The sequence below is a fragment of the Dietzia alimentaria 72 genome (genome assembly GCF_000226215.1).
GTDB lineage: Bacteria > Actinomycetota > Actinomycetes > Mycobacteriales > Mycobacteriaceae > Dietzia > Dietzia alimentaria.
This window is the reverse complement of sequence record NZ_AGFF01000008.1, coordinates 1-16837: the sequence shown is the minus strand read 5'-3', so window position 1 is coordinate 16837 and position 16837 is coordinate 1. Positions and strand designations below refer to the sequence as shown.

24 protein-coding genes, 2 tRNA genes and 1 pseudogene are annotated in these 16837 nt (G+C 65.4%); 22 read left to right on the top strand and 5 right to left on the bottom strand.

Annotated features, from left to right (window positions below; genetic code table 11):
- The first annotated feature begins 2 nt into the window (after nucleotides 1–2).
- Together ON04_RS04645 and ON04_RS04640 are read left to right on the top strand one after the other, a co-directional pair.
- The gene (locus ON04_RS04645; RefSeq protein ID WP_010540422.1) at nucleotides 3–776 is read left to right on the top strand and encodes an ABC transporter permease; all 774 of its coding nucleotides are present in this window, start codon (nucleotides 3–5) and stop codon (nucleotides 774–776) included.
- The gene (locus ON04_RS04640) at nucleotides 773–1831 is read left to right on the top strand and encodes an ABC transporter substrate-binding protein (RefSeq protein ID WP_010540421.1); all 1059 of its coding nucleotides are present in this window, start codon (nucleotides 773–775) and stop codon (nucleotides 1829–1831) included. The genes ON04_RS04645 and ON04_RS04640 overlap by 4 nt, the downstream gene beginning before the upstream one ends.
- Before the next feature lie 12 nt (nucleotides 1832–1843).
- Here the strand turns inward: ON04_RS04640 and ON04_RS04635 are convergent, their stop codons facing one another.
- Nucleotides 1844–2836 (bottom strand): TIGR03557 family F420-dependent LLM class oxidoreductase, encoded by a 993-nt coding sequence (locus ON04_RS04635; RefSeq protein ID WP_010540420.1) that lies wholly within the window; start codon nucleotides 2834–2836, stop codon nucleotides 1844–1846.
- Nucleotides 2837–2926: 90 nt separating this feature from the next.
- Between ON04_RS04635 and ON04_RS04630 the strand changes: the two genes are divergently transcribed.
- Nucleotides 2927–3643, top strand: a complete 717-nt coding sequence (locus ON04_RS04630) for an HAD family hydrolase (protein ID WP_010540419.1) — start codon at nucleotides 2927–2929, stop codon at nucleotides 3641–3643.
- Nucleotides 3644–3670: 27 nt separating this feature from the next.
- Here ON04_RS04630 and ON04_RS15715 read toward each other — a convergent pair.
- A pseudogene (locus ON04_RS15715) lies at nucleotides 3671–4976 on the bottom strand (MFS transporter).
- Between the two features lie 188 nt (nucleotides 4977–5164).
- On the opposite strand from ON04_RS15715, the gene cmrA reads away from it, so the two are divergent.
- From cmrA to ON04_RS04610, 3 genes are all read left to right on the top strand, one after another.
- Entirely contained in the window at nucleotides 5165–5995 is an 831-nt protein-coding gene (gene cmrA, locus ON04_RS04620) for a mycolate reductase (RefSeq protein ID WP_010540418.1), read from the top strand.
- A gap of 36 nt (nucleotides 5996–6031) precedes the next feature.
- Nucleotides 6032–6691, top strand: coding sequence for an oligoribonuclease (orn, locus tag ON04_RS04615; protein ID WP_050815267.1), 660 nt, complete (start codon nucleotides 6032–6034; stop codon nucleotides 6689–6691).
- A gap of 73 nt (nucleotides 6692–6764) precedes the next feature.
- Nucleotides 6765–6837 (top strand) — tRNA-His (locus ON04_RS04610).
- Nucleotides 6838–6891: 54 nt separating this feature from the next.
- Here the strand turns inward: ON04_RS04610 and ON04_RS16670 are convergent.
- The gene (locus tag ON04_RS16670; protein WP_010540416.1) at nucleotides 6892–7038 is read right to left on the bottom strand and encodes a hypothetical protein; all 147 of its coding nucleotides are present in this window, start codon (nucleotides 7036–7038) and stop codon (nucleotides 6892–6894) included.
- A 376-nt stretch (nucleotides 7039–7414) separates the two neighbouring features.
- Here ON04_RS16670 and ON04_RS04600 point away from each other — a divergent pair, with 376 nt between their 5' ends.
- Nucleotides 7415–8911, top strand: a complete 1497-nt coding sequence (locus ON04_RS04600) for a phospholipase D-like domain-containing protein (protein ID WP_010540415.1) — start codon at nucleotides 7415–7417, stop codon at nucleotides 8909–8911.
- Between the two features lie 124 nt (nucleotides 8912–9035).
- Here ON04_RS04600 and ON04_RS04595 read toward each other — a convergent pair whose 3' ends face one another.
- Complete coding sequence (locus ON04_RS04595; protein ID WP_050815260.1) at nucleotides 9036–10268, bottom strand: L,D-transpeptidase; 1233 nt, start codon at nucleotides 10266–10268, stop codon at nucleotides 9036–9038.
- A gap of 199 nt (nucleotides 10269–10467) precedes the next feature.
- Between ON04_RS04595 and ON04_RS04590 the strand changes: the two genes are divergently transcribed.
- Nucleotides 10468–10540 (top strand) — tRNA-Lys (locus ON04_RS04590).
- Here ON04_RS04590 and ON04_RS16130 read toward each other — a convergent pair.
- On the bottom strand, nucleotides 10506–10832 hold the full coding sequence (locus ON04_RS16130; RefSeq protein ID WP_010540413.1) for a helix-turn-helix domain-containing protein: 327 nt from the start codon (nucleotides 10830–10832) through the stop codon (nucleotides 10506–10508). The two genes, ON04_RS04590 and ON04_RS16130, sit on opposite strands and share 35 nt — an antisense overlap.
- Nucleotides 10833–10938: 106 nt before the next feature.
- On the opposite strand from ON04_RS16130, the gene ON04_RS17305 reads away from it, so the two are divergent.
- The 14 genes from ON04_RS17305 to ON04_RS04515 all read left to right on the top strand — a co-directional run bounded on the left by ON04_RS17305 (nucleotide 10939) and on the right by ON04_RS04515 (nucleotide 16726).
- Nucleotides 10939–11187 (top strand): helix-turn-helix domain-containing protein, encoded by a 249-nt coding sequence (locus ON04_RS17305; protein WP_010540412.1) that lies wholly within the window; start codon nucleotides 10939–10941, stop codon nucleotides 11185–11187.
- A 58-nt stretch (nucleotides 11188–11245) separates the two neighbouring features.
- Nucleotides 11246–12070, top strand: a complete 825-nt coding sequence (locus ON04_RS15900) for a BRO family protein (RefSeq protein WP_010540411.1) — start codon at nucleotides 11246–11248, stop codon at nucleotides 12068–12070.
- On the top strand, nucleotides 12067–12618 hold the full coding sequence (locus tag ON04_RS04570) for a hypothetical protein (protein ID WP_010540410.1): 552 nt from the start codon (nucleotides 12067–12069) through the stop codon (nucleotides 12616–12618). Before ON04_RS15900 ends, ON04_RS04570 begins: the two co-directional genes overlap by 4 nt.
- An 11-nt stretch (nucleotides 12619–12629) precedes the next feature.
- Nucleotides 12630–12842, top strand: a complete 213-nt coding sequence (locus ON04_RS04565) for a hypothetical protein (protein WP_141564639.1) — start codon at nucleotides 12630–12632, stop codon at nucleotides 12840–12842.
- A complete protein-coding gene (locus tag ON04_RS04560) occupies nucleotides 12839–13102 on the top strand; it encodes a hypothetical protein (RefSeq protein ID WP_010540408.1) in 264 nt (87 codons plus the stop codon). Before ON04_RS04565 ends, ON04_RS04560 begins: the two co-directional genes overlap by 4 nt.
- Nucleotides 13099–13323: a hypothetical protein gene (locus ON04_RS04555; RefSeq protein ID WP_029457724.1), complete on the top strand. Its 225-nt coding sequence runs from the start codon at nucleotides 13099–13101 to the stop codon at nucleotides 13321–13323. Before ON04_RS04560 ends, ON04_RS04555 begins: the two co-directional genes overlap by 4 nt.
- Nucleotides 13324–13418: 95 nt before the next feature.
- Nucleotides 13419–13658, top strand: a complete 240-nt coding sequence (locus tag ON04_RS04550) for a hypothetical protein (protein ID WP_010540407.1) — start codon at nucleotides 13419–13421, stop codon at nucleotides 13656–13658.
- Nucleotides 13655–13906: a hypothetical protein gene (locus ON04_RS04545; RefSeq protein WP_010540406.1), complete on the top strand. Its 252-nt coding sequence runs from the start codon at nucleotides 13655–13657 to the stop codon at nucleotides 13904–13906. The genes ON04_RS04550 and ON04_RS04545 overlap by 4 nt, the downstream gene beginning before the upstream one ends.
- On the top strand, nucleotides 13906–14256 hold the full coding sequence (locus ON04_RS04540) for a hypothetical protein (protein ID WP_010540405.1): 351 nt from the start codon (nucleotides 13906–13908) through the stop codon (nucleotides 14254–14256). The genes ON04_RS04545 and ON04_RS04540 overlap by 1 nt, the downstream gene beginning before the upstream one ends.
- Complete coding sequence (locus ON04_RS04535; protein ID WP_010540404.1) at nucleotides 14253–14513, top strand: hypothetical protein; 261 nt, start codon at nucleotides 14253–14255, stop codon at nucleotides 14511–14513. The genes ON04_RS04540 and ON04_RS04535 overlap by 4 nt, the downstream gene beginning before the upstream one ends.
- The gene (locus tag ON04_RS04530; protein ID WP_010540403.1) at nucleotides 14510–14746 is read left to right on the top strand and encodes a hypothetical protein; all 237 of its coding nucleotides are present in this window, start codon (nucleotides 14510–14512) and stop codon (nucleotides 14744–14746) included. Before ON04_RS04535 ends, ON04_RS04530 begins: the two co-directional genes overlap by 4 nt.
- Nucleotides 14746–15051, top strand: coding sequence for a hypothetical protein (locus ON04_RS04525; protein WP_010540402.1), 306 nt, complete (start codon nucleotides 14746–14748; stop codon nucleotides 15049–15051). The genes ON04_RS04530 and ON04_RS04525 overlap by 1 nt, the downstream gene beginning before the upstream one ends.
- Nucleotides 15048–15305, top strand: a complete 258-nt coding sequence (locus ON04_RS04520) for a hypothetical protein (protein ID WP_010540401.1) — start codon at nucleotides 15048–15050, stop codon at nucleotides 15303–15305. Before ON04_RS04525 ends, ON04_RS04520 begins: the two co-directional genes overlap by 4 nt.
- On the top strand, nucleotides 15302–16726 hold the full coding sequence (locus tag ON04_RS04515; RefSeq protein WP_010540400.1) for a ParB/RepB/Spo0J family partition protein: 1425 nt from the start codon (nucleotides 15302–15304) through the stop codon (nucleotides 16724–16726). The genes ON04_RS04520 and ON04_RS04515 overlap by 4 nt, the downstream gene beginning before the upstream one ends.
- The last annotated feature ends 111 nt before the right edge of the window (nucleotides 16727–16837 follow it).

Below are 16837 nucleotides of genomic sequence, written 5' to 3'. Positions count from 1 at the left end.
TCGTGCGTTTTCTCCGCTCCGCCGCTCCCGCTTGCGTCACCCTTCTGCTGCTCCTCGCCATCTGGACAGGGGTGACCGCGCTCGAACTCGTCCCCGGCTACGTCATCCCCGCTCCTCGCGCCGTGCTCAATTCACTTGTGACCACCTGGCCCGACAGGCTCGGCTCGGCCACGTTGCTGACCGCCACCGAAACCGTCGTCGGGGTGATTCTCGGAGTACTCGTGGCGGTGGCCGTGGTGGTGGTGAGCGGGTACGTGCCCACCGTGGGTCAGGCCATGACCCCGTTGCTGGTCGCCTCCCAGGCCATCCCGGTCCTCGTGATCGGACCTCTCCTGACGATCTCCCTCGGCTACGGCATCGCACCCAAGGTCATCGTGGTTGCTCTGCTGTGCTTCTTCCCGGTGGCTCTCAATCTCCTCGCCGGCGTCCGCGCTGTCGACGCGCGACTGATCGATACGCTACGGAGCCTTCATGCCACCAGAGGGTCACTCTTCTGGCGGGTGCGGCTACCCTTCGCCGCGCCACGCGGCTTCGCCGGACTGCGCGTAGCGGTCACCTTCGCACCGGTGGCCGCGGTCTTTGCCGAGTACACCGGCTCGACCAACGGTCTGGGCTACCTCATGCTCCAGGCGATCCCCCGACTTCAAACGGATTTCGTCTTTGCCCAGGTAGTCCTGCTGACACTCATGTCCAGCCTCCTGCTGGCGAGCGTGACCATTCTCGAACGACTGATCTGCCCCTGGGACAGGCCCACGGGGGGAAGGAACCCATCATGACGAAATCAGGACGCACGAGCCTGCGCGCTCGACGCCCCGCACTACCCGGCGTCCGCACGCTCGCGATCGCCGCAGCTGCCGCGGCGGCGCTGACCGGATGTCAGTCATCGTCGGACGTCGCAGGGCCCGGCGGAGACGCCAACGCCGCACCGGTCAGCGTCCTCCTCGACTGGAGCCCGAACCCTGACCACGTGGCGCTGTACACCGCGCAGCACACCGGCGCCTACAGCGACGCCGGGGTTGACGTGACGTTCACGACGCCATCCAATACGGCCGACGCCGCCCGAGAAGTCTCCCTGGGGCGAGTCGACCTCGCAATCTCCTACGAGCCCGACACCCTCATCGCCGTGGGGCAGGGGCTCGACGTGGTCTCGGTCGCCGCTCTGATCCCCACCTCACTGACCTCACTGGTCGCCAAGGGAGATGCCGGTATCGCCACCGCCGCCGATCTGGAGGGCAAGACCGTGGGGCTTTCAGGCCTGGCCTCCCAAAAACCAACTCTCGACTACATCGCTCGCGAGGTGGGCATCGATCCGGACTCGATCTCGACTCCCAACGTGCAACAGAGTCTGAACCAGGCACTTCTGACCGACCAGGTGGATGCGATATTCGGGGCGTTTCGCAATATCGAAGGCGTCGAACTCGCCGCCCAGGGCGCCGTCGAGATCATGCCGGTTACCGAACTCGGAGTTCCTGACTACGCGGAGCTCGTGATTATCGCCAATCCCGGTCGCCTGACCAGCGATGCCGACTACGCCGAGCGCGTCCGCGGCTTCCTCGCGGGCACCGCGGCCGGTCAGCAGACAGCCCTGGACGATCGCGGAGCCGCCATCGAGTCACTTACCCCGCAGACGCAGGGCTCTTACGATCCGGACATCCTGGAGAAGATGATCGACGCCACCCTCCGGTTGCTCCCCGAGGGCGGTTTGCCGGAGCAGTCAGCCGCTGACTGGGCGACGTATGCGGCGTGGATGTATGACAACGGGTTGCTGGAAACCGAGGTTGACGGCAGCACCGCAATGGCCAACGACTACCTTCCCGAGTCCGGTAGCTAAAACGACGGTCCCTCAGCGCGGGGAGGCCTCTCGTAGGCGTGCCAGCAGCGGTTCCGCAGCCTCGGCCAGGAACTGGTCGAGCGTGGAATCCCCGATCTGGATAAGCGCGATGTCGGTGTAGCCGGCCTCCCAGTAGGGCCGCACCTTCTCCACGATCGCGTCGAGGTCCGGCCCGCAGGCCAACTGCTCGGCCACGTCCTCGGGCCGGACAAACTTCGTCGCCGCGGCGAACCCGGCGGTCGTGGGCAGGTCGGCGTTCGTCGCCCAGCCTCCGGCAAACCACCGGAACTGGTCGTGTGCTCGCTCCATCGCGGCCTTCTCGGACTCGGGGTCCCAGCTGATGGGGATCTGCGCTATCGCCCGTGCTCCGTCACCGATTCGTCGTTGCCCTTCCAATGCGTTCCACCCCTCGATGTGGGCGGGCTCGGGCTCGGTGGCGATCAGGTGGTCGGCCAACGGTCCGAACTGGGCGACCGCCTTCGCCCCACCCGCGGCCACCCCGATCGGCACGCGCGTCTCGGGCAGATCCCATAGTCGGGCCGAGTCCACCCGGAAGTGCTCGCCAGAATAGGTGACGAGCCCGCCGTCGAACAGCTCACGGATGATCTCCAGCGCCTCGACGGTCATCTCGTGGCGTTCATCCACCGAGGGCCAACGCTGCCCCACTACGTGCTCGTTGAGGTTCTCCCCCGCACCGATGCCCAGCATGAACCGGCCGTCGGACATGATCTGAACAGTCGCGGCCTTCTGCGCCACCACCGCCGGGTGGTAGCGCAGGATCGGACAGGTCACGTACGTGCATAGGTCCACCCGCTCAGTCACGTGGGCGACCGCTCCCAGCACGCTCCACACGTACGGCGCGTGCCCCTGCGCGGAAAGCCAAGGAAAGTAGTGGTCGGAAGCCACCTCGAAGTCGAACCCCGCGTGTTCGGCAGCCGCCGCGTAGCGCACGAGTTCCTTGGGACCGGACTGTTCGGTCATGAGGGTGTAGCCGAAACGTGTCATAGCTCCACCGTGCGCCCAGCCGGCCGGCAATTCCACCGGTAGCTGCGGGCAACGGTTGCCGCCAAGGGGCTCACCCGGCATGGTCGGGGCATGACCGCCACACAGGACGCGGGGTCACCGCACGCAGGGCCCCAGGCTGACCACCGCCGCGCACTTCTCCTCGACGTGGACGGCACCCTGGTCGATTCCACCTACGCGCACGTGTGGACGTGGCATCGCGCCCTGGCTGAGGCGGGTGCGCCGGTGCCGTTCGTGGAAGTGCACCGCAGGATAGGCATGGACGGGTCCACGCTCGTCGCTGAACTATTGGAGATCGCCGGGGTCGACGACGACGAGCGCGGGAGCATCGCGGGCCGGGCCAAGGATCTGCACGGCGAGTACTACGCCGAGCAGGCCAGCTCTTTGCGGGTGTTGCCCGGGGCCCGCGATCTCGTGCGTCGGGCATCCGAGCAGGGATGGACCACGGTTCTGACCACGTCGGCTGCGCCCTCGGAGTTCGACCAGGCCCGCGCCCTGCTCGACGTGGACGAGTACGTGGACGCTGTGACCACCGGCGACGACGTCGACCGGGCCAAGCCGGATCCGTCGATCGTTGGCATCGCTCTCGACCGGGCGGGCGTCGACGCCGCAGATGCGGTGATGGTGGGCGATGCGACGTGGGACGCGATCGCGGCAACCAAACTGGGGGTCCGCTCGGTGGCTGTGCGCACCGGCGGGATCGGAGACGACGAACTCCGGGCCGCGGGATTCACCGACATCGTTGACGACGCGGCGGGTGTACTGGAACTTCTTGACCGCCTCCCCTGACGCGTCCGTCGCTCGGTTCAACGGCGGTCAGACCTTAGGGGCCGAGGGATCGCCCGCCCAGTGGCGGTGGGTCTCGTCGCTGGTCGGAGTGCGGACCGGCAGCAACAAGAGCAGACCCGCCAGCAGCACCAGCGCGATCCCGGCGATGCCTGCGCGGTCGGCGGCGAACAGCCACGTGAAGAGCCCGAACATCGCGGGTGCGAGGAACGAGACCGCTCGACCGGTAGTGGCGTAGAGGCCAAACATCTGACCGTCGCCCTCTGGTGGGACCAGTCGCGCTAGGAAGGAGCGTGACGCCGACTGCGCGGGCCCCACGAAGAGGCACATGAGAAGTCCGAAGATCCAGAACATGGACACCCCGTCGACGAACAGCAGCACGGTCATGGTCACCAGCATCGCGCCCAGAGAGCCGACGATCACCGCCTTGGGGCCCACGCGATCGTCGGCGAATCCGGCCACAAGAGCGGAGCGCCGCCACGACGTTCGCGGCTACGCCGAAGATCAGCACGTCACCCGGCGCGAGCCCGTACACCGTCACCGCCAGGATCGCCCCGAAGGTGAACACCCCTGCGAGCCCGTCTCGGAAGATCGCGCTGGCGACCAAGAACTTCACCGTTCGAGAATCGCTTCGCCACAGGCCCTTCAGGTCAGCCCAGAGGATGCGGTACGACTCGACGAAGCTGGCCTTGTCGTCGTCGTGGTCTCTGTCTTTTTTCGGGCGATTCTCCGGCACCTTCAGCAACACCGGCAGCGCGAATACCGCGAACCAGACGGCGGCGATCAGACACACCAGACGCACGTTGAGTCCGCCGTCGACGGAGATGCTCAACATGCCGCGGTTGGGACCGTCGCCGGAGATGAAGCCGACAAACGCCGCGAGCAACAGGAAGATCCCGCCGAAGTAACCCATGGCCCAGCCGAAGCCGGACACGCGCCCGACGGTCGCCGGCGTGGACACCTGCCGCAGCATCGCGAAGTAAGAGACCTCGGCGAATTCGAATGTGATCGACCCCAGCGCGAGCAGGAACAGTCCCACCCAGAACCACGGGTTAGGGGCGTCCGAGACGACGAAGAACATCAGTGCCGTCAGGGCGATGGTCAGGTAAGTCCACAGCGCCAGAGAGCGACGCCTACGTCCCCCGCGGTCAGCGCGTTGTCCCATGACCGGCGCGGTCAGCGCGATCACCAGGCCCGCCACCGCGATCGCTATCGACAACCACGTCGCGGCGGACAGCGGCCCGTCGAGCTCCTTGCCCACCGAATCGGTGAGGTAGACCGAGAAGACGAACGTCACGATCACCGCGTTGAACGCCGCCGAACCCCAGTCCCACATCGCCCAGGCCGTGACCTGGCCGCGCGAGGCACCGGGAGATGCACCGGAGCGGGACGACGACGACCCGGCCGAGGACGACGTTCCGGCACTGTGCGGGGAGTTCACGCGGACCACGCTATCCGTCCACCGGGTGCTGTGGCGGTACGCTCACCATCGGCCAGCAAATCCCTGAGAACCGAGGACGCACCATGTCGCTTCCCCTGCCCACCGCGTCGAACCGCGCAGTCGTCACCGGTGCGTCCTCCGGCATCGGCATGGCCCTGGCCACCGAGTTGGCCCGCCGCGGGCACTCGCTGATCATCGTTGCGCGCCGGGCCGACGTGCTGGCGGATCTGAAGGCGCGACTGGAAACCGAGTTCGCTGTCGAGGTGGAGGTGCGGGCCTGCGATCTCGCCGACCCCGAAGCGCGGCAGACGTTGCTCGACGAGTTGGCAGGCCGCGAGATCTCGATCCTCTGCAACAACGCGGGCATCGCCACCTTCGGGCCGATCGCCTCACTCGACCCGCAGTACGAGAAACATCAGGTTCAGGTCAACGCTGTGGCGTGCCACGATCTAGTGCTCGCGGTGCTGCCCGGCATGGTGTCGCGCAACACCGGCGCGATCCTGAACGTGGGTTCGGCGGCCGGCAACATGCCCATCCCCAACAACGCCACCTACGCCGCGTCCAAGGCGTTCCTCAACACGTTCTCCGAGTCGCTTCGCGGCGAGCTCAAGGGCTCCGGCATCAATGTGACGCTGCTCGCGCCCGGGCCGGTGCGCACAGAGGAGATCGCGGAGGAGGACAAATCCTTCGTCGACCGCATCGTCCCCGACCGCTTCTGGGTGGACACCGAATACACCGCCCGCGTCTCGCTGGATGCCCTGGCCCGCAATAAGATGCGTATCGTGCCCGGCCCGATCGGACAGGCCATGTCCGTGGCCGGAAATTACACCCCACGCGCCGCGATGGCGCCCATCGTGGGTCGCTTCTACGCCAAGCTCGGCGAGGGCCAGCAGAGCGGGCCCGGACCATCCTGAGCGGTCGCGATGTGTCCGCGGCGATATAGTCGAATGATGCCAGAACCGACCACCGTTCCGACGCCCGCGCCGACGCCCCACCAGGAGTCCAAGAACGATCGGATCGTCTGGATCGACTGCGAGATGACCGGCCTCGAGACCTCATCGGACGCCCTAGTGGAGATCGCCGCGCTGGTCACGGACTCGGAACTCAACGTCCTCGGCGAGGGCGTCGACATCGTCATCCACGCCCCCGACACCAAGCTCGATGCGATGCTGCCCGTGGTCCGCGAAATGCACGCCTCCTCCGGGCTCACCGAGGAGATCCGCCGATCCACCGTGACACTCGCCGAGGCGGAGAAAGCGGTACTGGACTACATCCGCGAATGGGTGCCCGTCTCCGGATCCGCACCGCTGGCAGGTAATTCGATCGGCACCGACCGCGGCTTCATCGCCCGCGACATGCCCGAACTCAACGGTTACCTGCATTACCGGATGATCGACGTCAGTTCCATCAAGGAACTGTGCAAGCGCTGGTACCCACGGATCTACTTCGGACAACCTGACAAAGGCATGTCCCACCGCGCGCTGGCCGACATCAAGGAGTCGATCCGCGAGCTGCAGTACTACCGCGGTACCGCCTTCGTGGCCCAGCCCGGCCCCACCAGCGACGAAATCAAGCAGGCCGTGGCCGCACTGCCCCCGATGGAACAGTAGCCCCACCAGCCGATTTCCTGACCGGACCACCCACGGGGTAAAGTCGTGAGCGCTGTCCGCGAGGGCAGCGGTGGTGGCTGTAGTTCAGCTGGTAGAGCACCAGATTGTGATTCTGGATGTCGCGGGTTCGAGCCCCGTCAGCCACCCCGACTAGCAGGGCCCGGACCTTCTGGTCCGGGCCCTGCTTCAGTTCGGTCGCGCTAGTATATCCTCGCCTCGCCGAACGCAAACGCGAGCGTATAGGTGATGAGCGGGAAGACCAGCCACATCACCCACCCGACGAGGATCAACAGGCACGGGTGGGCGGGGCGGAATCCGACGAAGCCGATGAGTCCGGCGAACAGCATCGTGCTCTGCAGAAGAGCGAGAACTCCGAAGATCGCCGTAGTGCCCGAAGTACTTCTGCCCCGGCTTGAGCGGGCTGGAGAGCGGCGGAAGTGCATCCCTGTCAATCTCGGTACGGATGAGCACCGCGAGCAACAGCTCACCTAGAGACCGAGCACCGTGTAGAGCGGCGCCATATGCGAGCCGAGTTCGTCGACTGTGAAGCCCGGTATCGTCTTGAGATCGACCGGGAAGGCCCGGCGACGTTCGCCGCGGAGCTCGCCCCGAAAAGTCTGGCTTAACAGCCGGAATTACCCCCGAACGGCTTCTCGGACATATGACACGTAACTTCCATTTGTAATGTCCAGCGGCACCAGCGGACAGGGTAGGGCACACAGAATGGCCTCACTAGCTATCGCGTTCATCGTCATCGAATATCTCGTGAAGATAGTTGCATTGGGGGTGGTTCCGGAGAACCGCAAGCCCTCTTCCTCACTCGGCTGGTTGCTACTCATCCTGTTCCTACCGGTCGTCGGCGTGGTGCTGTTCTTGATCCTGGGCAGCCCTTACGTGCACCGTCGACGCGCTCGCATCCAGGCCGAGGCCAATCTCTTGCTCACCAAGGGCACCGCTAACGTGCCGTTGGTTCCGGAGTCGGTAACCCTCCCCGCCGACCTCGCGGGCATCGTCGAACTGTCGCGGGCCCTGACCTCGCTGCCCATGGTCACCGGCAACAACCATGGCGTGCAGATGGACTACGAGACCAGCATTAAGCGCATGACACGCCTCGCGGAGCAGGCGACTACCTCGATCCACGTCGAGATCTACATCATGGCGCGCGACTCCGTGACCGAGGATTTCTTCCTCGCACTCGAAGCGGCGGTCCGTCGCGGCGTCAAAGTCCGGGTCCTGCTAGATCACCTGGGCTCACGTAAATACGCGGGATTCCGCCGGTTCCTCAAAGGAATGACGGCAGCAGGAATTGAGTGGCACCTGATGATGCCGTTCCAACCATTCCGAGGAAAGGCGCGGAGGATCGATCTCCGGAACCACCGCAAGCTTCTGGTGGTCGACGGCGGAACGGCGATCATGGGGTCTCAGAACCTCATTGCCGCTACCTACGGCTCACAGAAGAACGAGCAGATCGGGCGGCGTTGGAACGATATCACCGTCGAACTGACGGGCGAGATCGTCAGTTCCATCGAAGCGGTGTTCGCGGTCGACTGGTACTCCGAATGTGGCGAACTTATCGACATCCACGCGTACCGTGATGTAGACGGCGATCCGCACGAGCACGGAGTGCTTTCGACCGTGCACGCCCCTGTTCCCACTGTCGGTGGGCGAATTAACGCGCTTCAGTTGATCCCGTCAGGGCCCGGTTTCCGCACAGAGCCGAACCTGAAAGCATTCACCTCGTTGATCTACACAGCCAAGCGCCGACTCTCCATCGTGAGCCCCTATTTCGTTCCCGACGAGTCGATTCTCACCGCGATCCTCACGGCCGCCTACCGGGGCGTACGGGTCGAGTTGTACGTGAGTGAAGTCGCCGATCAGTACATGGTCGACCGCGCCCAGTCCTCCTACTACCAGGCACTTCTCGACGCCGGCGTGACGATCTACCGCTACCCGGCTCCCGAGGTGCTCCACACCAAGTGTTTCCTCATCGACGACACGTGCGCCGTGATGGGCTCCTCGAACATGGACCTGCGGTCTTTCGGCCTCAACTACGAGATTAGCCTGCTGGCATACGGGGGCGACCTGGTCGACCAGATCGGTGAGGTCATCGCGAAGTACGCGGCTAGCAGCAGCGTGCTCGATGAAGTTTCGTGGAAGAAGCGGTCGCCACTGAGGCGCTACATGGAATCGGTAATGCGACTGACCTCGGCACTGCAGTAGGGGCCGCGTTGGTCGATGTACGAACCGTCAGAACTCCAACCCGACACGCCGGGCCACAACGCTGATCATGGAAAGAAACGCCACATTTGTACTGATGTCACGCACAGTTAGTCGTACGCCCGGGTCACGCAGCGCCCTGGTCCGCGTTACCGGCCTTCCACGTCTCCCACGGGACGTTCCAGTCGCCCAGACCGTCCCAGCCGGGCAGCGTGTCGCCACTGGTTCCCGTGACCTCGAAGATGTCGCCACGCTTGGCATTGTCGTAGAACCACTTCGCGTCGGTGGTGCTCACGTTGAGGCAACCGTGGCTCGTGTTCTGGCTGCCCTGCGCCCACACCGACCACGGCGCGGCGTGGACGAAAATACCGCTGTAGGACATCCGGGTCGCGTACTGCACCTCGGTGCGATAGCCCTCCGGAGAACTCACGGGAACTCCGTACGTCGAGGAGTCCATCACCATGGAGGCGAGCTTCTCGCCGATCACGTAGGTGCCGTTCGGGGTAGGCGTACCCGACTTGCCCATCGAGGTGGGCATCGTCTTGACAATCTCGCCGTTGCGCTCGATCTGAATCTGCTTGTTCGAATCATCAACCCGCGAGATCACCGCGTCGCCGATCTCGAAATTGCTCTGGGCGTCCTCCTGGCCGTACATGCCGCCGCCCAGGTCCTCACCGTAGATATCCACATGCACGTCGATCTTGGTACCCGGATCCCAGTACTCGGCCGGACGCCAACGGACCTCCTGGTTGGAGACCCAGTAGAAGGCACCCTCCACCTCGGGGGTGGTGGTGACGTGAATGTTGTCCTGCGCGGCCCGACGGTCCGCGATGGGCTCGTCGAACATCACCGCGACGGGCTGGCCGATGCCGACCACGGCTTCGTCGCCCACCGTGAGGTAGGCCGCCGTCATGATGTTGGGTGTAAGGGTCGAGAACGTGAAATCTTCCTTGGTGACCAGTCCCGCCTCGTCCGTCGCACTGGACTCCAGCGTGTACTGGCGGCTGTAACCGAGTTCCTCAGTGCTGCGCCACTCACTGAAGTCAGCGTTGAACTCCCCGCGAACCTGCTCACCGTCGGGGTTTCGCATCACAACTGTGTCGAGGCGACCCCCGTCGGCGGTCAACACGATCGGCACCGTCGGGTTGGCATCGGTGGCACCGTCCTCGACCGACATGTCTATGACAGCGGACGGGCCCGCCGGATCTTCTGTTGCCTGTCCCCCGCCTACCGACGTGTCACCGATGGTGCACCCGGCCAGGACGAGAGCGCCCACGAATACGGAGACAAGCGCGAGACGGGTCCTCGACCGGGCTGCGCCGCCCCGCCGTGCTAGCTGATCCGTTGTGCGCAGGTTCACTTACGGCCCCTTCCAAGTCGCTTCCCCAGATCACGGCCACGACCGGGAGGATCTCTTACCAGTATGCCTTGTGAAACGCACGTCCTCCATATCGAATCGGATACGGGAGCGGTGTCAACACCAGCAGCACCCCAGGCTCTGATCTGGCGATTTCGCGATAGGGCATGCGTCCTGTTACTGTTTCTCTCGCACCAAGCAAGCGCCATTAGCTCAATTGGCAGAGCAGCTGACTCTTAATCAGCGGGTTCGGGGTTCGAGTCCCTGATGGCGCACAACTCCCCCATCCGGTCCGTCCGGGTGGGGGTTTTCTGCATTTCGGATCCCGGTGAGTACGTAGGTCATGTCGACCCCGCAAGCCTCGGAGAGTCGCTGGAGTTCGTCCAGATCCCACGGGTGCTTGCCTTTCATGCGGCGCGACATCCCTGACGGGTTGATGTCGATGCGTCGGCCGGCTTCGGCGTGGCTGATCTGCAGCTCCGCGAGGGCACCACGCAGTCGTCGCGCGACGGCCTCGGAGAGCGTCTCGGAGAGGCCTCCAGTGATGGACGTGAGCGATGTAGTCATAGTCGAATCATCTTCCACTAGGCGCAATAAAGCAAGCGCAACGTCAATATTGTGACCTGGACGGTAATCCCAACTGTGTCATTCCCCTTGCGGAGTATTGCCCCATGTGGAACACTATCTAACTGTGAGCAACACAACCCCGGACCAGGCCGTCGCGATGAATATTCGCGCTGAGCTGGCGCGGACTGGCATCTCGCAAACCGCGGCCGCGCGGGCTCTCGGACTTGCCGACTCAAGCCTCTCTAGGCGGATGAACGGGCGGCACTCATTCCGAGTGTCTGAGCTGTACGCACTGGCCGATCTCATTGGTGTCCCGGTCCACGCCTTTATCGGCGCTCACTCCCCAGTCGCATAAGAAGCGGCCCCGCACCAGGCGCAACTGGTCGGGGCCATGAACAGAAAGTAGGTCTGTCGTGACCCACTCTACCGGAACTCTGGTTCCGTTCAATTACGGCGCCGTCGTGGTGCGCGTCATCTCCGTGGACGGCGAGCCGTGGCTCGTCGCTGCGGACATCGCTCGATCGCTCGAGTACCGCGACGCCCACAACCTGACTCGTGGACTGGATGCCGACGAAAAGGGTACTCAGATTGTGAGTACCCCCTCTGGCGATCAGGAAATGACTGTCATCTCGGAATCGGGCTTCTACACAGCGGCCCTCCGATCCCGGTCCGGGCGGGCCGCTGACTTCCGCCGGTGGGTTACCCGCGAGGTGCTTCCCGAGATCCGGCGTACCGGCGGCTACGGCGCCCCGAAGGTCGACGTCGAGGCGGTCACCCGCGGAGACCTCGCCCGCATGGTCCTCGCGGCCGAAGAAGAGAAGTCGGTCCTCGCCGCTGCCCTCGAATCCGCGGCCCCGGCGATCGCCTACCACGATCGGCACATCGCCAAAAACTCCGACCTGACCCTGATCGAGGACTGGGGCCGCCTCGTCGGCCTCACGAAGAAGGAGGCGTTCGACACTCTCGTTGGTCGGAACATCATCTTCCGCAAGACGATCGGCTCCCGGTGGTCTGCCAAGGCGCAGCGTGTCGTTGAGGAGTACGAGTACCGGGCCCGCGCTGGCCGCGCGACGACCGACTGGTTCGAGCTCCGGCCGCAGCACAATGCCCCGCGGCTTCATAACGGGCAGGTCCGCCAGACGTTGATGGTCAAGGTGTTCTACGTCGACCAGCTCGCCACGAAGTGCGGCATGTCGACGAACGCCAGCCTCCCTATTGACGGCGCGGTGGCGTCATGAGCACCCCTGATCACTTCGCGGCCCTGGTGGAGGCCGAGGAGTTCTCCGGCGGTCCGATGACGACCTACACCCCCTCAACCCTCGAGCGGGCGGGCCACGTCATTGTCGAAACCAAGGGCAACGGCACTTGGCAGGCCGACTGCGGTCGCTGCGGCGCTGGCTGTGGTGTTGCCGGTTTCGCCGGGCCGGATGACGAGCTCAATACCGACGAGCTCGACGACGACCACCGGATGCTCACCGACTTCACCGAAGAGCACCGCAACTGCTCGCAGCCTCTCGACGACACCGCTACCGAGCTTCCGTCACCGGGCGCAATGCGCAGCGAGATCGACCCACGCCCGGCCGTGTGGATCGTTCGCGGAACCAATGGCAGCGACATCCGGGTCTTGGCCGAACGCCACACCACCTACGCCCGCCCGGACGGCACGGAGCTCCGTTTCTACGACGGCAGCGGCGACGAGCAACACCGAGTGGCCACCGTCCGCGCCGGGTCGTGGCACTGGGTAGTGGCCGAGACGGCTCTCAATCCTGAGTCGGGTGAGCAGTGATGGTCCCGGACATGCGAACGGCTGAGGAGATCGCCGCCGACACTCACGCTTTTGCTCGCGCGTACGGGCGGTGGCACATCGTGCGCGGCATTGACCGGTTCACTCATCTGCCGACCCGCGAACCGGCGGCGATGGCGTGGATCTCCGATTCGTCGAACCATCGCACGATTCTGGCGCCCATTGCGCTGGATGACATCCGCATCTTCCCCGGGAGGACGTCATGACTACAGCCACCACGGCCACGAGCCTCACTACTTCGCACACCGTCGACTGGGACCCGCACGCGGTAGTCCCGGACTGGGTGATTCTCGGCCGGATCCGTGACCTGATCGTCGCCGGCCTGCCCGTCCCCGCGGACCTGTGCGAGCCCAACAGCATCACCGACTACATCCCGGCCCTGGTCGAGGCGGGCCATAAGCACCACGAGATCGAACGCGCGACTGGCGTGAAGCCGTCGCGTCATCTTCCCCGGAGGGCCCGATGACCACTCAGATTCGACCAGATAGGCCTTTGTCGGCCCCGCTCCCCTACGCCTCACAAGCTGCGCGTGGCGAGATCATTCCGCCTAAACCCGTGGTGGTCCGCCCGGTCGATCCGGACGCGCCGGTGCTACGGGAGGACGATGCCACGCTCGTGGCCTGCACTTTGTTCGTCGTCATCTTCATCGGGGTCATGGTGAGCGTCGCCGCGTTCGGGGGTTTGTGATGCCTTCCGTATACATCGACCACAACGGTGACGTCCGTTCGTGTGGGTCTGATCGCATCGTTGCTCCGGCAGGGACGACCCCTCGTGAAGCGCGGGTGATCGCGGCTCTGTGGGCTGCCGCCGCCGACGCCCTCCGGAACCGCGCCACGGCAGCGCGGCCCACGGCGCGCGGCGCTGTGTGCCGCCCGGTTGCCGCCCCGATCCCGATCACCGCGGCCCCCTCGTATGTCCCCACCACCGAAGAGGCGCGCCGGGTCTTGACGGTGATCGACATCGAGCAACTGGCGGAGGAAACCGCCCGTGATCTCGCTGCATTTGCTCAGGAGGACCGATGATTTACCTCAGGCGCTCAGGCTCTGGCTTCACCGTTGGCAACGGCGACGTCGGCTATCTGACGGACGTGGCGTGCCGGGCCCTGGACCGGGGAGAAACGGTCGAGCTGCATATCGACGGATGGGAATGGAGGCCGGTCACTTCTTCTGACGAGGTCCGCGACACCCTCGACGAGTTGTATGACGAGCTGGATGCTCGCCGGGATGCGCTGGTCGAGTCCGGGCAGCTCCCTCTGATCGGGGAGGAGTGATGGCCACGGCCAAGTTCTCCGCGGTGGTGAAGGCCCGGGTGATGGCGCGTTCGGGCGGGTTCTGTGAGGTCCGTTCGCCGCACTGCTGGGATGAGGCGACGCAGCTGCATCACCGGCGTCCGCGCGGTATGGGCGGGTCTAGGGATCTTCGTTCGGCTGGCGCGGCGAACGCGCTGTCGGTGTGTGTGCCGTGCCATCTCGATGTGGAGTCCAATCGTGCGGAGTCTCTGGAGAGGGGTTGGCTCGTCCGTCAGGCGGCCGACCCTGCTCAGGTGCCGCTACTCCGGTACCGGAAGTGGGTGCTGCTGGACGACCAGGGCGGCATCACCCCGACGGGAGCGACGCCATGAGCACTCACGCGGTGACCTATTACCAGGCCAAGTGCGACGTCTGCGGCTACATCGAGACCGACTACGACGACTTCTCGGCCTTCAGCGACCCCGGAGCCGCTATCGAGCAGGCCGGTCAGGCCGGCTGGGTGCAGCTCGGGCTTGACCGGGACGTTTGCGAGGACTGCCAGAAGTGCGACGTATGCGGAGAACGCGGGCATGTCAACGACGACGAGACTCGCATCGTTTGCAACGACCACGAAGAGGCCACGTCGTGATCGCTGGGGAGATCCGCGCCGTCGCGGACTTGGCCGAGCTGCGGGAGTGTCCGCCGCACACGGTGATCTGTGATGCGCGCGGCCAGGTCGGCAGGCTCGCTCAGCGGGCGTCGTCGGCCCTGTCTGATGGTGTGCATTGGGCTGGGTGGGGCGGCTTCTGTGACGCTTCCACGATCATCTTCCCGGTGCAGGCGTGGTGGCCTAAGCACCCCGCGCTTGTAGAGGCCGGCTGATGGGCCGCCCAGCTTCGTGCCGCCTGTGCGGGCACGAGATCGCGTTCACGACGCTGTTGCCTTCGGGCAAGACGGTGCCGCTGGACGTGTCTCCGGATCCGGAGCTGGGCATCTATCACCGCCGTTTCTTCATCGACCAGATCGGGCGTCGCACCTCGAGCGTGGTGCAGCTGTCCGGTCATGACCTGGACGAGGCCCGCGATCGGGCCCGCCGCTACCCCGCCGACCGCCCGAGCCGGTTGTGGGTGCCGCACTTTGCGACCTGCCCGGCTCGACGACCACACCAGACGGAGACCACACGATGACCAACATTCGTGACCACGGACCCGGTTGGCGATTGATCGCCAGGACCGCCGCCGGACACACCGTTCTTCTAGCCGCCGAGCTCGACGAGACCGAGGCCGAGCGGCGGCTCGTGGAGATCGCCGACCTGATCGACGGCAATGCCGTTCGTCGCACCTTCTGCACGGACCTCGCCGTCGTCGCCCTTGGCTCGGTCGAAGCCGTCGAGATCCAGCACTACCGACCCATGCACCCCCGAGTTGGAGCGACCCGATGACCACCACCCCGACCACGTCCGAGTTCGCGCTCGTCGACATCGACCACGTCCACCCTCATCCTCGTAATGTGCGCCGAACCGTGACCGGCGTCGACGAGCTCGCTGAGTCCATCAAGGCCGGCGGACTGCACCAGCCGCTCGTCGTCGCCCCGGCCGACACGGCCGACGATTCGGCTGGCTACACCCTCGTCATGGGCCACCGCCGCCACGCCGCCGCCCAGTCCCTCGGCTGGACCGAGGTGCCGTGCGTGATCCGCCACGACCTCAACACCGAAGCCGCGGTGCTCGAGGCGATGCTCGCCGAAAACATGGCCCGCACCGACCTCACCGTCACCGAGGAAGGCGACGCCGTCCAAGCCCTGCTCGACCTGGACGTCAAGCCCGCAAAGATCGCCAAGGCCATCGGCCGCACCGCCAAGCACGTCAAGGACCGCGCTCAGATCGCCAGCCTTACCGACACGGCCCGTCAGGCCGTCGACGACGGTCAGGTCACCATCACTGATGCGCTGCACTTGTCGAAGCTGGACGGCGATCACGAGCTCGCGGCCCGCGTCGAGGCGTCCATCGGCACTCCGAATTTCCGGTACACCCTTGAGCGGGCCCTGCAGGAAGCGGAGTTCGATCGCAAGCGCGCCGCGGTCATCGCCGAGCTGGAGGAGGCCGGCGCCACCATTACCGACGGCCCCGCTGCCGCTGGACCGGACGAGGTCCGCGTGTTCCTCGCCCAACGCCCCGACGACGTGACTGACCCGCAGGTGTCGGTGCACGTGTCGGAGTGGAACGGTTGGGGCCAGATGCGCGTGCAGTGGGTCGCGATCCGGCCCCGTGGCGAGGAGGATCTGCCCGATAGCGACACCTTTATCGATGGCGCTGATGTCAATGAAGGCGAGGACGTGCAGGAGGCCCGCAGAGCCGCTCAGGACGCGGTCCGCCAGGAGCAGTACGAGAAGGCCCGGGAGGAGCGTCGTGACCGGGAGACCGCGCAGGCCACCCGTCTCCGGTGGCTGCACGAGAAGTGGCGCGAGGGAATGCACGCTGAGCCGGGCGTTCGTGAGCGGCAGCTCCGCGATCTGATCGCGGTGGAGGGCTACGGCTACTCGATGGCGGTAGACCGGACGCGTCTCGCGCCGATTGTCGCCGGCCCCGACGTCACGATGGACGCTGACGACCCGGCCCTGGATCCTGCCGGGTGGTCCCTCGATCGGCTGATCTTCGCCGCCTGGTGGGTCCATGTCGGTTCGGACCGCGACCACGAAGCGCTCGCGATTCCCGAGTCATGGGACGGCACCACCGCCGCTCACCTCGTGACCCTCGAGCTCGACTACGACTACCCGCTGTCTGCGGTCGAGGAAGCGCTACTGCGTGAGTACAACGCGTTTCAGGAAGGCAGCGACGACGACCAGCCTGCAGAGGATGACTAGCCCGCAGGCCCGTCTCGCTGACGCCTGGTGGGCCTCTCTCCCACCTGACCGGCAGGCCCAGATCTTCCGTTGGATCGCGGGCCGAGAAGCCGCCCTTGACCACCCGCCCAT

Coding starts and splice junctions, on each gene's coding strand:
- ON04_RS04570 (WP_010540410.1), top strand. CDS start 12,067: ATGAGCACCCCTGATCACTTCGCGGCCCTGGTGGAGGCCGAGGAGTTC.
- ON04_RS04635 (WP_010540420.1), bottom strand. CDS start 2,836: ATGACACGTTTCGGCTACACCCTCATGACCGAACAGTCCGGTCCCAAG.
- ON04_RS04535 (WP_010540404.1), top strand. CDS start 14,253: ATGAGCACTCACGCGGTGACCTATTACCAGGCCAAGTGCGACGTCTGC.
- ON04_RS04540 (WP_010540405.1), top strand. CDS start 13,906: ATGGCCACGGCCAAGTTCTCCGCGGTGGTGAAGGCCCGGGTGATGGCG.
- ON04_RS04555 (WP_029457724.1), top strand. CDS start 13,099: ATGACCACTCAGATTCGACCAGATAGGCCTTTGTCGGCCCCGCTCCCC.
- ON04_RS04560 (WP_010540408.1), top strand. CDS start 12,839: ATGACTACAGCCACCACGGCCACGAGCCTCACTACTTCGCACACCGTC.
- ON04_RS16130 (WP_010540413.1), bottom strand. CDS start 10,832: ATGACTACATCGCTCACGTCCATCACTGGAGGCCTCTCCGAGACGCTC.
- cmrA (WP_010540418.1), top strand. CDS start 5,165: ATGTCGCTTCCCCTGCCCACCGCGTCGAACCGCGCAGTCGTCACCGGT.
- ON04_RS04630 (WP_010540419.1), top strand. CDS start 2,927: ATGACCGCCACACAGGACGCGGGGTCACCGCACGCAGGGCCCCAGGCT.
- ON04_RS04520 (WP_010540401.1), top strand. CDS start 15,048: ATGACCAACATTCGTGACCACGGACCCGGTTGGCGATTGATCGCCAGG.
- ON04_RS04640 (WP_010540421.1), top strand. CDS start 773: ATGACGAAATCAGGACGCACGAGCCTGCGCGCTCGACGCCCCGCACTA.
- ON04_RS16670 (WP_010540416.1), bottom strand. CDS start 7,038: ATGCTGTTCGCCGGACTCATCGGCTTCGTCGGATTCCGCCCCGCCCAC.
- ON04_RS04565 (WP_141564639.1), top strand. CDS start 12,630: ATGCGAACGGCTGAGGAGATCGCCGCCGACACTCACGCTTTTGCTCGC.
- ON04_RS04545 (WP_010540406.1), top strand. CDS start 13,655: ATGATTTACCTCAGGCGCTCAGGCTCTGGCTTCACCGTTGGCAACGGC.
- ON04_RS04515 (WP_010540400.1), top strand. CDS start 15,302: ATGACCACCACCCCGACCACGTCCGAGTTCGCGCTCGTCGACATCGAC.
- orn (WP_050815267.1), top strand. CDS start 6,032: ATGCCAGAACCGACCACCGTTCCGACGCCCGCGCCGACGCCCCACCAG.
- ON04_RS04600 (WP_010540415.1), top strand. CDS start 7,415: ATGGCCTCACTAGCTATCGCGTTCATCGTCATCGAATATCTCGTGAAG.
- ON04_RS04525 (WP_010540402.1), top strand. CDS start 14,746: ATGGGCCGCCCAGCTTCGTGCCGCCTGTGCGGGCACGAGATCGCGTTC.